This window comes from Azospirillum picis (genome assembly GCF_017876115.1).
Taxonomy (GTDB): Bacteria; Pseudomonadota; Alphaproteobacteria; order Azospirillales; family Azospirillaceae; genus Azospirillum; species Azospirillum picis.
In genome coordinates, this window is record NZ_JAGINO010000002.1 from 26,975 (window position 1) to 42,521 (window position 15,547).

Sequence of the window (15,547 nt, forward strand, 5' to 3'; positions counted from 1 at the left end):
TTACTTCTTCTTGCCGGCGATCGGCTTGGCCGGACCCTTGCGGGTGCGGGCGTTCGTGTGGGTGCGCTGGCCGCGGACCGGCAGGCCCTTGCGGTGACGCAGGCCGCGGTAGCAGCCCAGGTCCATCAGACGCTTGATGTTCATCGCGACTTCGCGACGAAGATCACCCTCGACGCGGTAATCGGCGTCGATGGTCTCGCGGATCTTCAGGACTTCGTCGTCCGTCAGCTCGTTCACGCGACGCTCGGCCGGGATGTCCAGCTTCGCGCAGATTTCCTTGGCCTTGAAGGGGCCGATGCCATGGATGTAGGTCAACCCGATCTCCACGCGCTTCTGCGCGGGGATGTTGACGCCAGCGATACGCGCCACGCTGCTCTCCTCGATCTCGATATCTCAACGGCAGCCCGTCGGGCCGCCTACACACCGAGCAAATCCCGCCCGGCCCTACGCCGGAACAAGGAACGCACAATGCTTCCCGCCACCCTTGCGGGGCGGCGGGAGGAGGCGACTATAGAAAACCCGCAAAACTTGTCAAGGCCAATTACCGGCCAAATCCCGAACCCGGCCGGACGGAAGACCGCTGAACGACTTGGCGGCGGGGAGCAGAAGCACTCCATCATGGCGCGCGGCGAAGCAGAGGCTTGATCGCCATGGAGTGATGGGCAACAACCGCCGAAGGTCGATTGCCCGGTCGAACGGGCGATGCCGGCACGCCGGATCCCGTTCCACCGCCCCCTCCGATGGGAAAGGTTCGCGTTCATGACCATGACTGGCAGTGCCGGCAAGATCCGGCGGTCCCGCCTGACGAAGATCGTCGCCACGCTCGGCCCCTCCACCGCGTCGCCGGAGGTCATCGCCCGGCTGTTCGAGACCGGCGTCGACGTCTTCCGCCTGAACTTCAGCCACGGCAGCCATGCCGACCACGGCGCCCGGCTGGCGGTGCTGCGCGCGCTCGAGGCCCGGACCGGCCGCCCCATTGCCGTGATGGCGGACCTCCAGGGTCCCAAGCTGCGCGTCGCCACTTTCGCCACCGGTGCCGTCACGCTGACGCCGGGGCAGCGCTTCCGCCTGGACCTGTCGATGGAGCCGGGGGATGCGACGCGGGTCGGCCTGCCCCACCCGGAAATCTTCGCGGCGCTGAAGCCGGACGCCGAACTGCTGTTGGACGACGGTCGGGTGCGCCTGCGGATGACCGCCTGCGGCGCCGACTTCGCGGAAACCGTGGTGGAGTCGGGAACCCGGTTGTCCGACCACAAGGGGGTCAATGTCCCGGGCGTCATGCTGCCGCTGTCGGCACTGACCGAAAAGGACCGCAAGGATCTGGCCTTCGCGCTCGACCAGGGGGTGGACTGGGTGGCGCTCAGCTTCGTCCAGCGACCGGAGGACGTGGCCGAGGCGCGCAAGCTGATCGCCGGCCGCGCCGCCCTGCTGTCGAAGCTGGAAAAGCCCCAGGCCATCGCCCATCTCGCCGAGATCATCGAGATGTCGGACGGCATCATGGTGGCGCGCGGCGACCTCGGCGTGGAACTGCCGGCGGAGGATGTGCCGACCCTCCAGAAGCGGATCCTCCGCGAATCGCGCCAGGCCGGGAAGCCGGTGATCGTCGCCACCCAGATGCTGGAATCGATGGTCGCTTCCCCCTCCCCCACGCGGGCGGAGGCTTCCGACGTTGCGACGGCCGTTTACGACGGCGCGGACGCGGTCATGCTGTCGGCGGAAACGGCGGTGGGCACCTATCCGGTCGAGGCGGTGTCGATCATGGACCGGATTGCCTGCCGGGTGGAGAGCGATCCGCTTTACCGCACCATCATGGACGCCCAGCATCCCGACCTGCAGCAAACGGCCGCCGACGCCATCACCGCGGCGGCCCGCCAAGTCGCCCACACCATCCAGGCCGCGGCCATAGTCACCTACACCACCAGCGGCTCGACCGTGCTGCGCGCCGCACGGGAACGCCCGGAAGTCCCGATCCTCGGGCTGACATCGGCGATCGAAACCGCGCGGCGCCTGCAATTGGTGTTCGGCGTGCTTGCCGTCCACACCGCCGACATCGCCGACTTCTCCGAGATGGTGCAGAAGGCCACCCGCATCGCCCTGCAAGACGGCATCGCGCGCGAAGGGCAGAGGCTGGTCATCACCGCCGGGGTTCCCTTCGGCACGCCGGGCAATACCAACATCCTGCGCATCGCCTGGGTCGAGGCGGACTGAAAGCGCGGCCCGACGACGGAACACCGGCCTCGCAGGGGGAGCAAACCAGCGGGTGGAAAGGCGCGGGCCATCGGATCCCGGCCATCGGGTCTCGGCCATCGGGTCCCGGCCGTTGGGGTTGGGCTGCTGGAATCCGACAGTTGGATTCAGGCGGTCGGTGCCGCTGCTCCGGGCGATGGGTCGCCGCCATGATCGGCGGCGGCACGGGGACTACAGTGCCAGGGATGCCGGCCGCTCCCTTCCGACCCCCATACCGTTCAGCCGGTGACGGATGGAGTCGGCTTGGTCGCGCACCCGGTCGAGGTGGGGATTGATCGCCAACGCCGCATCGAAGGCCCGGAGCGCCACCCGCTCGTCACCTATCGACAGGTAGACCAGACCCAGTTCGACCAGGGCGCCGAAATGGCGCGGTTCCAGCGACAGCGCATGGTGCAGATCGGTCATCGCCGCCGCATAGTCGCCCAGCATGTAGTGGGCCGACGCGCGCTTGTTCCATCCCTCAGCGTAGGAGGGGTCGCGGGTGACGGCCGCATCGAACGCATGCAGCGCCGCCTGGTAGTCGTCGTTGTTCAGGCTGAGGACGCCGGCGCGCAGATCATGGACCATGGCCGGATCGGGATGTTCCAGCCAGAAGTCCCAGATATGCTCCTCGACCGATTCGGCATAGGCAACGTCGGTCGTGCTCCGCAACGCCTGGAAAAGGCTGTCGAGCTGCAGATTCCCCTGCCCTGCCCCAGCGGGAACCCCGAGGGTCATCAGCAAAAGCACAGTCAAGGAAAAGAAGCGACGAATCAGCATGCCCCAAATTTGGGCACGGAATTCGCCATCTGCCAACTATTTTTTGGTTGCAAAACCGTAGGGATTTCGGCAGGGCACCCAAAGCCGCAGCTTGGGCCGTCGACTTATGACTGCTATGCCGTCGGTACGTGGGGTGGAACTATCGCCAAGGTTCTGGAATCGGCCGCATCCTTCGGACCGCGGGGTCGCTGCCCCCCCCTTGGCGTCACTCCTCCGAATGCCGAACGGCCGGCGGATTGCTCCGCCGACCGTCGGGTCTCAACACAGTCCTGATTGCCCGAAAGGCGATCAGGCGGCCTTGTTGCGGCCGGCCACGATTTCGTCGGTGACGTTGCGCGGCACCGGCTCGTAGTGGCTGAACTCCATCGTGTAGGACGCACGGCCCGAGGTCATGCCGCGGAGCTGGCCGATGTAGCCGAACATTTCGTTCAGCGGGACATTGGCCTCGACGGCGATGTTCGACCCACGCTCCAACTGCCCCAGGACGGTGCCGCGGCGACGGTTCACGTCGCCGATCACGTCGCCCAGGTAATCGTCGGGGGTGACGATCTCGACCTTCATCACCGGCTCGAGCAGGATCGGGCCGGCCTTCGGCAGGGCCTCGCGGAAGCAGGCCTTGGCGGCGATTTCGAACGTCAGGGCGTTCGAGTCGACGTCGTGGTACTTGCCGTCCACCAGGCGGGCGCTGAAGTCCACAGTCGGGTAGCCGGCGAGGACGCCGTCTTCCTTCTGCATTTCCAGGCCCTTCTTGACCGAGGGCACGTATTCGCGCGGAACCGTGCCGCCGACGGTCTCGTCGAGGAACTCGAAGCCCTCGCCCCGCTCGCGCGGCGCGAAGATGATCTTCACCTCGGCGAACTGGCCCGAACCACCGGTCTGCTTCTTGTGGGTGTACGTGTATTCAACCGGCTTGGTGATCGTCTCACGGTAGGCGACCTGGGGCTTGCCCATGTTGCCTTCCACGCCGAACTCCGTGCGCATGCGGTCGAGCGTCACTTCCAGGTGCAGCTCGCCCATGCCGCGCAGGATGGTCTGGCCGGTTTCACGGTCGGTTTCCAGGCGGAGCGACGGATCGGCGCGGACCATCTTGCCCAGAGCGATCGAGAACTTCTCCTGCTCGCCCTTGGTCTTCGGCTCGACCGAGACGCTGATGACGGGGTCGGGGAAGCGCATGCGCTCCAGGATCACCGGCGCGGAGGCGTCGCACAGGGTGTCACCGGTCTCGGTCTCCTGCAGAGAGACGAGCGCGATGATGTCGCCGGCGCGGGCTTCCTCGATCGGGTTTGCGTCCTTCGCGTACATCTCGACCATGCGGCCGATCTTCTCGCGCTTGCCGCGGGTCGAGTTCAGGATCGACATGCCCTTGGTCAGCACGCCCGAATAGACGCGGACGAAGGTCATCGAACCGTAGGTGTCGTTCAGCACCTTGAAGGCCAGCGCCGAGAAGGGCGCGTCGTCGGAGCTGAGGCGCTCGCCGTTCGGGTTGCCGTCCTCGTCCACCGTCTTGATCGCCTCGACGTCGGTCGGGGCCGGCAGCAGATCGACGACCGCATCCAGAACCTGCTGGACGCCCTTGTTCTTGTAGGACGAGCCGCAGAGCACCGGGGTGAAGGCGCTCTTGATGGTGCCCTTGCGCAGGCAGGCGCGCAGCACGTCGGCCGACGGCTCCTCACCCGTTTCCAGGTAGGCTTCCATCGCCGCGTCGTCCTGCTCCAGGGCAGTGTCGACCAGCTCGGACCGCAGCGCCGGGATGCTGGCGACGTTGTCCAGGTCTTCCTTGACGGTGAGGTTCAGCTTCTGGGCGAGATCGTCGGTGATCTCCCAGATCTCCCACTTGGCGTCCTTGTCGTCGGAGAACCAGACATAGGCCTTCATCTCGACGAGGTCGACCATGCCGCGGAAGTTGTCTTCCGAGCCCAGCGGAACCTGGATGCAGACCGGACGGGCGTTCAGGCGGGTGCGGATCATGTCAACGCAACGACGGAAGTTCGCGCCCGAACGGTCCATCTTGTTGACGTAGCAGATGCGCGGAACGTTGTAGTTGTCCGCCAGACGCCAGTTGGTCTCCGACTGCGGCTCCACGCCGGCGACGCCGTCGAACACCACGACCGCGCCGTCGAGCACACGCAGCGAGCGGTTCACCTCGATGGTGAAGTCGACGTGGCCGGGAGTGTCGATGACGTTGATCTTCTTCTCGCGCCAGAAGGCCGAAACCGCGGCGGACTGGATGGTGATGCCGCGCTTCTGCTCCTGCTCCATGTAGTCGGTCGTCGTCGACGTCTTGAGATCCTTCGTCTCATGGACGTCGATGATCGTGTGCTTGCGGCCGGTGTAGTACAGGATGCGCTCGGTCGTCGTCGTCTTGCCGGCGTCGACGTGGGCGATGATGCCGATGTTCCGAATATCAGAGAGTGGAGTTTGGCGCGGCATGTTGCGGTTCCATTGCAGTAACGCGGCAACCGAAGCGCGACCGTCATGGTCGTCCGCTTCGGCGGCAGAGGTTGGTCGGGGTTTTACGGGCGATCTGTTAAGGCGTCATTAACATTCCGTAAACCGACAAGCAATTTGTCGGATTATTGAAGCGCGCGGCCCTCACAGCGTTCGGGCCACGCCGGCACACCCCAACCGAGGCTGCCGGGTCGCCCCGTTTTCCGCCGCCTTATTTAGCGGCGGTGACCTGAATTTCAACGAGATATTCGGGCGCCGCCAGCTTGGCTTCCACCGTGGCACGGGCCGGCGGATTGGACGTGTCGACCCAGGCCTCCCAGGCCTTGTTCATCGCACCGAAACCGGCCATGTCCACCAGGTAGATGGTGGCCGACAGCAGCTTGCTCTTGTCCGTGCCGGCTTCGGCCAGCAGGGCGTCGATCTGGGCCAGGATCTGGGCCGTCTGGCGCTCGACATCGGGGGCCGGCTCGGCGGCGACCTGACCGGCGAGATAGACCGTGTCCTTGTGGACGACCATCTGGCTCATGCGCGGTCCGGTATGGAAGCGCTGGATCGACATGACGAAAAGACTCCGGGTTCCGGTGCTTGACGAGACGCGCGTACCTCTATGCCATTCGGGGCCGCACGCGAAGAAAAAAATGTGCACCCGCCGCTCAGGGCTGCCCCGCAGCGGTATTCCTCGCCAAAAGAGCGGCGAAATTGGCGGCGGGAACGGCGATGTTGCGCACCTCCGGGGTGTTGCCGGCCGCGACGCCGACTCCGGCGACGGCCCACCCCTGCCCTTTCCCGCCATCGGCCCGCACCAGCAGCGGTCCGCCGCTGGTGCCGCGGGTCGCACTGCAATCATGCACGAGCAGTCCCCGCCCCCCTCCGAGCACCCGGCAGTCGCGATCGGCCATCAGGATCTGCGACCGGTCCTGGCTGTAGCCGCCGAGCATGACCGGGGTTCCGGCCGGCAGCGGCGCGGCCTGGACCGGCAGGGGCGGCACGGACGCCGGCGCCGGCTCCGACAGCGTCAGGATCGCCCAGTCGCCCGCCTCGTCGGGCCGGGCCGCCGCGGGATCGTAGGACGGGTCGGTTTCCACCCGCACCACCGTCGCATGCCGGCTGTAGGCACCACGGTCATACCCGAACAGGACATGCAGGGAGGAAGCCTGGAGGAAGCGCCTGGTGCGCGGATTGAACAGGCAATGCCCGGCCGTGAGGACGGTGCGCGGCCCGACGAGGGCACCGGTGCAGCGTCCGGCGAGATTGGTCTGCACGCGCACCACGCTGCGCCACGGCGCCTCCGCGGCATCGACCGGCGCGCGGCGATCGGCCTGGCCCACCCCCGGCAGCAAGGGCTGCTCCGCCCGGGCGGCGTTTGGCGCGACGACGGAGGCCGGAACGGCAAGTGCCAGCGCCAGTCCCGCCACGGCCCGCAGCACCGCGATGCGGAACGCGGAATCGGTCGCCGCACGTTCTTGCTCTGTTTCCCTCAACTGTCTATCCTCCAGGGCATGGCGACGCTGATCATCACAGAGAAATCCAGCCAGGCGAAGGACCTGCGCGCTGCGCTGGGCGACCGTCACGGCCGCATCCTGCCGGCCGAAGGCCATCTGCTGCGGCTTGCCGAACCGGACGAGGTGGATCCCGCCTGGAAGCGTTGGTCGACCGCCCTGCTGAAACCCGACGGGCTGTACCCGACCAAGCCCGACTCCGGCGGCAACAAGGCCGCCAAGCTCCAGGCGATCACGGCCGCCCTGCGGGCCTGCGACGAGGTCATCCTCGCCACCGACTGCGACCGCGAAGGCCAGTTGATCGGGCAGGAGATCCTGGAGCATGTGGGCTATCGCGGCAAGGTCCGTCGCGCACTTTTCACGGCCCAGGATCCCAAGACCCTGCGCGACGCCTTCACCGCCCTGAAGCCCAACGACCAGATGCGCTCTCTCTACGAGGCGGCGGTGGCACGCCAGCAGGCGGACCAGATCTACAACCTGTCGCTGACCCGCACCGCCACGAAGACGCTGCTGGCGCCGGGTACACGTGGCGTGATCGGCATCGGCAGGGTCAAGACGCCCACCCTCGCCATCGTCTGCCTGCGCGAGTTGGAGATCCGCAACTTCAAGCCCGAGGATTACTTCGAGGTGGTGGCGACCGCCACCGTCGCCGCCGGCCAGTTCCAGTTGCGCCATGCCCCGGCACCCCGGGACCGAATCAAGGACCGCGGGGTGGCGGAAGCCATCGCCCGCGCCGCCGACGGCCACCGCGGCGCCCTGGCGGTGACGGTCGAGGAGAAGCGGCAGGCGCCGCCCAAGCTCTACGACCTTCCCTCGCTGCAGAAGACCTGCGGTCAACGCTGGGGCTGGACTGCCGACCGCACCCTTGCTGTCGCGCAGGAACTGTATGACGGCGACGGCAAGAAGCTGATCACCTATCCGCGCGCCGAGGCCCGTTACCTGTCGGAGAACCAGATCGCCGACGTGCCGGCCGTGGTCGGCGCCCTGACCCGGTTGCGCGGCTTCGCCCACCTCGACATCGCGCGTCCGGTGATCCGCAAGGGCAAGTCCGGGCATTTCTGCGACAAGGCGCTGGAAGGGGTCTCGCACCATGCGGTGATCCCCAACGTCAACGTGTTGGACGATCTCGAAGCCCGCCTTGCCCGGCTGAGCGACGACGAGAAGCGGCTGTTCGCGCTGGTCTGCCGCTCCTATCTGGCCGCGGTCATGCCGGATTACGAATACCGGCAGACCAGCGTCGTCATGCCGGTACCGGTCGAGGGCAAGACCGCTCCCTTCCGTGCGGTCGGCCGCATTCCGTTGAAAATGGGCTGGAAGGCGGCCTTCGGCTCCGCCGAGGCCGATGGCAAGCCTGAGGAGGAGACGGAACAGACGCTGCCTCCGCTCAACGATGGCGAGGCGGCGGTGCTGAGCGATCCGAAGGTGGAGGCGAAACGCACGCAAGCCCCTCCGCGCTACAACGAGGGAACGCTCGTCGACGCCATGCAGAATGCCTGGCGCTTCGTCGACGACCCGGCCCTGCGCGACCGGTTGAAGGAGGCGAAAGGCATCGGCACGCCCGCCACCCGCGCCGAGGTGATCAAGGGCCTGAGGAAACAGTCCCTGCTGGGTTCGGACGGCAAGTGGCTGGTGCCGACTCCGGCCGGCCTGCACCTGTTCGAGACGCTGCGGGCCGCGGCGCCGCCCCTGGTCGATCCCGGCACCACCGCGCTGTGGGAGATGAAGCTGGACGACGTGGTGACCGGCCGCGCCGACTTCCGCGCCGTGATCAATGCCATCGCGACGGAGGCCGCCCGGCTGATCGGCGTGCTCGCCGGCCACGGCGGCACCTCGTTGGACCTCGGGCTTCCGGCAGCCAGGATACGCGCCACGCGCCGTGGCGCGGGACCGCGAGGCACCGGCAAGCCCGCGACGCGGCCCCCAAAGGGGCGCAGCCGCAAGATCGCGACGGGCGATACCGACGGCACCGGTCCCGCTCCCAAGATACGCCGCACCCGGAAGGCGACGGCCGCCGCATCCACCCGGACACCGGTTGGCTCCGGAGCGGCCGCGGGTCCGGCGGTGCCACCGCCGGATGCGACCTCGCACGGCACAGGGGCGCCGCCGGACTCCCGCCGACGCCGCGAGCCGACCGAACGCATGGTATCCTTCGCCCGCAGCTTGGCGGAACGCAAAGGCATCGACCTGCCTGATGGATGCCTGCACGACTTCGACCAGTGTCGCAGCTTTCTTGATCAGCATGCGCGCTGATCAAGAAAACCTCGGGCATCCGCTGTCCGCCTCTTGACCCCACGGTCACCCATTGAGAAGGCCATCGACCAGAAGCCGGTATCGAGGGAATCCCGACTTCCCGCGGGGCGTGGAAACAGGCTATTGAACGCGCTTCCGCGACAGTTCGGCGGATGACGTTCCGGCTGGGTTGACCGTATGCCGTTCCCCCTCTCGCCCCGTGGCTCTGCCGCCTTGTGGGCAATCGCCTCGGCCGCCACCTTCACCGCCAGTTCCGGTGCGGCCAAATTTCTCGGTCAGGCCTTGCCTGCGACGGAGCTGGCCTTCCTCAGGGCAGGCTTCGGCGTGGCACTGCTGTTCGGTGCATGGCGGCTGGCTGCCACCCTTGGGAAGCCACGCGATGTCCGCGGTCACCTGTTGCGTTGCGGCCTGGGGATCGCCGCCGCCTATAGCTTCATGTACGCTCTCACGACCATTCCCCTGGCGCTGGCGACCTTGATCTTCATCACGCGGGTCCTGCTGCTGCCGGTCGCCGGTCGCCTGATGCTCGGGGAGCGCAGCGGCTGGCTCCTCTGGGGATGCCTGCTCATCGGCGTGGCCGGAGCCGGGGTGACGCTCTGGCCATCGCTGACCGTTCCCGAGTTCCGCGTCGGCATACTGGCGGCCGTGCTCGCGTCGGTGACATCGGCAGGCTCGCAGACGGCGGTCAGGCGACTGACGGCTTCCAATTCGCCAGAAATGATCGTGTTGATTTACACGGCCTTCTGCATGGCGGCATTGGCGCCCACCGCTGCCGAATGGGTGCTGCCGCCGATGAACGATTGGCCCGCCCTGATCGTCTTCGGGGTCTTCGCCGTTGCCGCCCAGCTCACCGCGGCCCGCGCCTATGCGAAAGCGACCGTAGCTTTCCTTGCACCCTTCGACCTGCTGACCTTCCCGGCGGCTGCTTTGATCGGCTGCCTGATGTTCGAGGAAACGCCCTCGGTCCATGAGGTGGCCGGTGGCAGTCTCGTGATCGCGTCCGCCGCTGCCGTCAGTTGGCTGGCCGGCAGGAAGTCACGGCTCCCGATGCCCGACATCGATCGTTCACCCGGCGGGAGCGTCACCTCCCCTCGGTGATGGGCCACCCCGATGACCGGCCTCCCCTCCTCCCAAATCTGCTCAACCCTGCCCGGAAGGGCGCTCGGGGTCGGGCCGGGAAAGGGGGGGCCGGGATTGAGGGCATGCTGGCTACTGCAGGGTCGTATGTTCCGTGGACACCGTTTTACGGCATTCGAAAGGCTTCGACAGCACGGCCCTGGTCATACCGTAACGGTCGAGATTGTCGACAAGACGCCGGTAATAGTCCACCACGCCAACCCGAACGGCTGCGGTCAGGCTGTCATTCCCCCGGCTGCGGTCCGCCTCCGAAACGAGGTCGGAAACCGTCATGCAGCGGCGGCGGGCAACATCGTCCACCGCCTGCCAGATTTCCTTTTCCATCCGCAGGGTGACGCGGCGTCCGTTGATCATCAGGCTACGACGCTTCATGGAGTATGCCTCACGTTGATGCCTGCAGTGTGGGCAGGCGATCGGCACGACACAGTGAAATTCTTCACAAGGTCGTTGGATCGTGAGACCGCGCAGGACGAGGGCTCCGACGGCTCCAGCCTCAAGAGAACACGCTCGGGTTCCGGGGGACCGCCGCATCCGGTCGTCTGCATTGGCCGATGGCCTGTGCGAGGCGAGATCGGGCCCCCTACCGGGCGGCACCGGAGGGTCACGCGCGTCTCCGAACGGCTCAGAGCAGCCTGGTATGGGATGCGGCCGTCACCGCGGCGGATGCCGATGGCAAGACCGCTCTTGGCCGCAGTCCGCTCCAGACGGCAGCCTCCCACAGCCGACCGAGTTCGATCGGATTGGAACAGCTTAGTTTCTCCATGATGCGCGCGCGGTGCACTTCCAGCGTTTTCGGGCTGATCCCCAACTCGTGGGCCGCCACCTTGGATGTTCTTCCGGCCGCAAGAAGGACCAGGACATCGACCTCCCGCGCCGAAAGCTGGGATAAGCGCGTGATTGCATCGACGCCGCGGGAACTTGTCGTACCGGCCTCGGTCCGCAGTGCCGCGCTGACGTGTGCCGGAAGGTAGCCTGACGGCATCGACATCATCCAACCACCAGAGGGGACCGGGATCGGGCGGTGGGCAGATGGAGCGGCTCAGGCGTCCGCCGGGCATCCTGCGCCTGGCGGCCTCCCGGTTCGCAACCGGCTTGGCGGCACGCGGCACGGCCGCGCCCGGCGTCCTCCTTCGCTCCGAACGCCAAGCCGGCTGTCGCAACCTCCTGCCCGGCTGCTTGCCCTCTCCGGCCTTCCCGTTCCAACAGCTCGGCCCGGGCTTCACAGCGTTCAGCGTCCTCCAGCAGCATCAGGATGCAAGCCGGCGAGGCTCGCCCCGCCATCGCCGCCGCGTCATCACGATCATTGGCTGCCCGCTCACGGAGTTGGGCGCTGGTCAAATGCCCGATATACGGCAAGAGCATGTCCAAAGGCTGTTCCCCGTTGCAGAACGCAGCCGCGCAATGCTTCTCCTGCTCCATCATCTTCGCTTCCCAGAGCTCGGTGCCCAGTTCCGCTCGACCGGATGCCGTCCGGCATCACCTGACCCGATCATGCGACCGGCGAGGCCGCCACACCGTGATCCTTGCGTCCAAAAATGAAATGCCGCTCACCACGCCCGCATCACCGCCACCCGCTCACCTGCGGTTTCGGATCACCAGCAATGGCGGGTTCCCCAATGTGACCACACTCGACGGCCGGAGAGGGCAACCATCGTGCGGAACCGGCGGCGTCCAGCTCCGGCGCCGGCAAGCCGACCCGCGCGTTCATTTGCGAATACGACGGCGTCCTGTTCAGAGAAGAACATCGCGGCCTCCCCCCCTCGGCTTCGACGTCGATCGGCTCGGCCAATCACCCGCCATACATGAGTTGTGCACGCATCCGCCCCTGTTAGCATGGGTGGTGAAACCACCATACCAGCTCCACTCAAAGCGAGTTGGGCATAAATCCCAATCTTTGCATAGCGCAACCTTTTTCCCCCTTATAGGCGATGATGTGTTGCCGTTCAGCAACTATTCTTCGGTGTTCCAAGGACGGTAACTCGTCGTTTACATATTGCACTATGCAGCTTGGCCGGCCCTAAGCAGCCTTGAAGGAAGCGAATCGCAACGAAAAGAGGTATCTGCGCCTGGGCGCGGCCAGCTATGACGATCGCCGCCTCTTCAATATCCCTGAAGCAGGCTTGCCCGGCATTACGGGATCGGCATCGACGCGGATTTCCCCAGGACGTGTACAGGCATCGGCAAGCCGGAAGTGCTTGGCCGGATGATATCCGAATATTTGGAAAGGCACGACTGCACCTCTTGCATCTCCCTGCCCTCCAAGGGGTGATTGAGCTAGAGCTTCCACCGGAGCCGTTCAGGACAGGCTGGTGGTCTCGCCCTGCCAACCGCGCAATACGGAGCATCTGTCCGTGTTGCTCTCCGGCATTTTTTCGGAATTGCCCGCATGGAGATGGGCCGCGGCTGTTGCATGACCGGCCGGCGGAAGCTTGCGCGAATGGTATCGCGACGGGGTCTGTGAGCAGTTGCACCGCGTGCCGGTCGACCTGCCACACGATGCAAACGCCATCAACCGGACGCGAGGACGCGATGGGCAGTCCGGCTATTCCGGAGAGAGGGAGATGAGGCGCTTGGCTCGAACCAGATGCGCCGAGACAAGCCGGGCGCCAAGCGGCCCATCTCCGTCGATGCCACCGACATCCCAACCGTCCTGAAGTTCTCTCTGGATGCCCCGCAAGAGAGCAAGCCAGTGCAACCTGTGACTGATGCCCCGCCCCCTGGCACCGTCTAAGTTCACACCCACTATCCGATGCTGCTGCGGCCCGCGATCAATCAGAGCACCACCAAACAGGAGATGGCGAGCAGCGAGTGCGTCGGTCGGCGCCATATGGCGGTGGAACGCATCACGGTATTGCTCGCCTGCGTGCGCCACAGCGCCGCCCGCGATGGACGGCGCTGTGGCAATCTTGGGGCTTTTCACCACCTCACCCGGTCTGCCGCTGGCGCGCCGTTTGGGAACGGCCCGGCGGCGAAAGCGTTTGGGCGGTTCCGGCGGCCAGCCGCAAGGCCCGACCGGTCCTCTCGTCAACCGCTGCTATTTCCAACTCGTGTAATCGGCGGCAACGCATCCGAACGGAGCCCGGTCGTCGCCAAACCTCTTCTTGAGCTGGTCGCATCCCCATCGGTTCAGAGGCGCCGGCATCAGGTTGTTGATGTCCATGCCGGGGGACTGGAACTGCGTGGGAGAACTGGTCACGTACCACAGCCAGAAGCCCATCACACCGGCAACGATCAGAAGCGGCACGGCGAAGAATCCCAGCAGCCGCCTCCGGACAGATACGGTCTTCCTGGGCTCCTCTATCAGTATCGAGCCACCCCGGCCCTCGTTCCGCTGTTGAGCGAACGGAGCGAGGGCGGCCGCCCGCTCCTCGTCGGTGAGATCGATCCGCTGCAGGCGGTCGTCCAGGAGCACGGGCAGGGCCGTGTCTCCATGCCTCACCGCCAGCCCGACCGCCTTGCCGTTGGCCTCCCCGATTACGAAAGGCTCCTGCCCGTTCCTCATGCGGGTGTAGGCAGAGCGGCCAGTCTTGTCGTCGGCAATCTTGTCGTTATAAGTGATCGACAAGGTGCCGCGCCTGCGGTCGAACGCGGTGATCTCGACCGGAACGGCGACCAGCTTGGCCGGGTGGCGAAGCTGCCGCCTGACGCGCCAGATCCTCAGGCCCAGGAACACCATCACCACGCTTGAGCCGCCCAGCAGCGCGATGAACGCCGCCAGCGTGATGATCCGATTCCAGAGCTTGTCCAGGGCCAGGGTCATCGTCGCCAATTCCGGGTGATCGGCTGAAATCACCAGATCGGTCTCGTAATTCCCGACATGGAAATCGACGAACATCACCTCGACGTCCGTGCTGTAGTTCTGCCCCTCGTAGTTGTAGACGAGCCGCGCCTCGCAGTCGGTAAAGATGGCTTTGCGGGTCTTGCACCGCCCGTTCTGTACATCGCCATCATCGAGCACCAGGGGATTCTGGCTGATCTGGATGTCGCGGACCACACCTGGGCCCTCCGAGACGAGCAAGAATAGGGTCACCGCCAGAATAATGGGCGTCGACCAGAAATAGGCACGAGGCGTGGAGATCACATCACGCGCCACTCCCAAGGGGCGGCTGGGAAGAGGAAGTGCGGACACCAAAATACCACCTTTCCAATCAAGCGCAGACATTCCCGATAGGACCAAGCCGGCAGCGTCAGTCGAAGGGGAATGTACCTCACGCAATTCGCGCCTGGAACGCTTTTGGATGATGGCTGTTCCACCAGACGAGTGGGTTAACCTCCGTTTCCGTTCCTTCGAAAGGTGGCACTCTTCACGTCTAGGGCAAGGTTGGGAGCGAGCCGCAGGGGCACCTCCCCTGTCTCACCAACGCCCGGAACTTGGCAAGGTGCGGCATGGGGAATGACGCATCAAATGCGCCCATTCCCCACCACGCGATGGAGGAACGTCATCGCCGCCCCCTACGCGACCAGCCTCATCGGCCTCCGAGGCAATTCAACCGGTCCGCTGACAGGGTGCTTGTCGCGAAGGACGCACTGCCGTCCTCCCGCCATGCGCCGGGGCGCCGGCGCATGGCGTTGGGATGCTGCGCATCGACCCGCCGATCCATCTTTGACAAACGTTGCCGGCGGCCGGCTACCGGTCCGTCATTGAACCGTGCTGTGCTCGGGCAGAATCGCCGATGCCTGGTCGGTCAGGCGGCGCCTGAAGCTGCGAAACCTCGGGCGCGGTATGCTGTTTGTCTCGGCACGCAGCATGCCGTACTGGTCGAGCTGGGACACCAGCCCACGGAAATAGGTCAGCGCGGCCAACCGCAGGGAGTCGGTGAGGGATCCGTCACCGCGTGTCCGGTCGACATCCGCTATCAGCGCTTTCATGGGAAGGCCACGGCGGCGTGCCACATCCTCCAGCGCTTCCCAGTAGCACTTCTCCATTCGCACGCTGGTACGCCGACCGTTGATGGTGAAGCCCCGGCAGATCATCGGCATTTCTCCTGTAATCGATGCGTATCGTCGTATGCCTGCCGCCGGATGGGATCTGTGAAGCTGTTCACTCACTCTGAATGAGGCAAGGTGCGGACAATTGTCGCGCCTGCCAAATCGCGGACTGTCGGAAAGTGGAGGACGCCATGGCCTGCGCCAATGACTTCAGCATCCGCAGGAGATTGCTGCCATCGAGTTGATGAGGCACCTTGGGGCGGTCGGTGAAAGACCAG

The 15,547-nt window shown here is 65.8% G+C and carries 12 protein-coding genes; 3 read left to right on the top strand and 9 right to left on the bottom strand.

What is annotated here, in order from left to right; translation table 11 throughout:
- Positions 1-369 (bottom strand): 30S ribosomal protein S13, encoded by a 369-nt coding sequence (gene rpsM, locus J2850_RS02535; RefSeq protein ID WP_014248113.1) that lies wholly within the window; start codon positions 367-369, stop codon positions 1-3.
- 390 nt (positions 370-759) lie between these two features.
- Here rpsM and pyk point away from each other — a divergent pair, with 390 nt between their 5' ends.
- Positions 760-2,208, top strand: a complete 1,449-nt coding sequence (gene pyk / locus J2850_RS02540) for a pyruvate kinase (RefSeq protein ID WP_246512750.1) — start codon at positions 760-762, stop codon at positions 2,206-2,208.
- Positions 2,209-2,418: 210 nt separating this feature from the next.
- On the opposite strand, the gene J2850_RS02545 is transcribed toward pyk, so the two are convergent.
- From J2850_RS02545 to J2850_RS02560, 4 genes are all read right to left on the bottom strand, one after another.
- Complete coding sequence (locus tag J2850_RS02545; protein WP_246512751.1) at positions 2,419-2,964, bottom strand: tetratricopeptide repeat protein; 546 nt, start codon at positions 2,962-2,964, stop codon at positions 2,419-2,421.
- A gap of 330 nt (positions 2,965-3,294) precedes the next feature.
- A complete protein-coding gene (gene fusA, locus J2850_RS02550) occupies positions 3,295-5,436 on the bottom strand; it encodes an elongation factor G (protein ID WP_209978497.1) in 2,142 nt (713 codons plus the stop codon).
- A gap of 229 nt (positions 5,437-5,665) precedes the next feature.
- Positions 5,666-6,013, bottom strand: coding sequence for a RidA family protein (locus J2850_RS02555; RefSeq protein WP_209978499.1), 348 nt, complete (start codon positions 6,011-6,013; stop codon positions 5,666-5,668).
- Between the two features lie 94 nt (positions 6,014-6,107).
- Positions 6,108-6,935 carry a trypsin-like serine peptidase gene (locus J2850_RS02560; protein WP_246512752.1) on the bottom strand — a complete coding sequence of 276 codons (828 nt, stop codon included), beginning with the start codon at positions 6,933-6,935 and terminating at the stop codon, positions 6,108-6,110.
- 18 nt (positions 6,936-6,953) lie between these two features.
- Here J2850_RS02560 and J2850_RS02565 point away from each other — a divergent pair, with 18 nt between their 5' ends.
- Positions 6,954-9,203, top strand: a complete 2,250-nt coding sequence (locus J2850_RS02565; protein WP_209978503.1) for a DNA topoisomerase — start codon at positions 6,954-6,956, stop codon at positions 9,201-9,203.
- Between the two features lie 177 nt (positions 9,204-9,380).
- Complete coding sequence (locus J2850_RS02570; protein WP_209978506.1) at positions 9,381-10,301, top strand: DMT family transporter; 921 nt, start codon at positions 9,381-9,383, stop codon at positions 10,299-10,301.
- A gap of 111 nt (positions 10,302-10,412) precedes the next feature.
- On the opposite strand, the gene J2850_RS02575 is transcribed toward J2850_RS02570, so the two are convergent.
- The 4 genes from J2850_RS02575 to J2850_RS02590 form a co-directional block, all read right to left on the bottom strand.
- Positions 10,413-10,712 (bottom strand): ribbon-helix-helix domain-containing protein, encoded by a 300-nt coding sequence (locus tag J2850_RS02575; protein ID WP_209978508.1) that lies wholly within the window; start codon positions 10,710-10,712, stop codon positions 10,413-10,415.
- A gap of 250 nt (positions 10,713-10,962) precedes the next feature.
- Positions 10,963-11,331 (bottom strand): response regulator transcription factor, encoded by a 369-nt coding sequence (locus J2850_RS02580; RefSeq protein WP_209978510.1) that lies wholly within the window; start codon positions 11,329-11,331, stop codon positions 10,963-10,965.
- Positions 11,332-13,374: 2,043 nt separating this feature from the next.
- Complete coding sequence (locus J2850_RS02585) at positions 13,375-14,502, bottom strand: hypothetical protein (RefSeq protein WP_209978512.1); 1,128 nt, start codon at positions 14,500-14,502, stop codon at positions 13,375-13,377.
- Between the two features lie 476 nt (positions 14,503-14,978).
- Positions 14,979-15,320: a ribbon-helix-helix domain-containing protein gene (locus J2850_RS02590; protein WP_209978514.1), complete on the bottom strand. Its 342-nt coding sequence runs from the start codon at positions 15,318-15,320 to the stop codon at positions 14,979-14,981.
- Between the last annotated feature and the right edge of the window lie 227 nt (positions 15,321-15,547).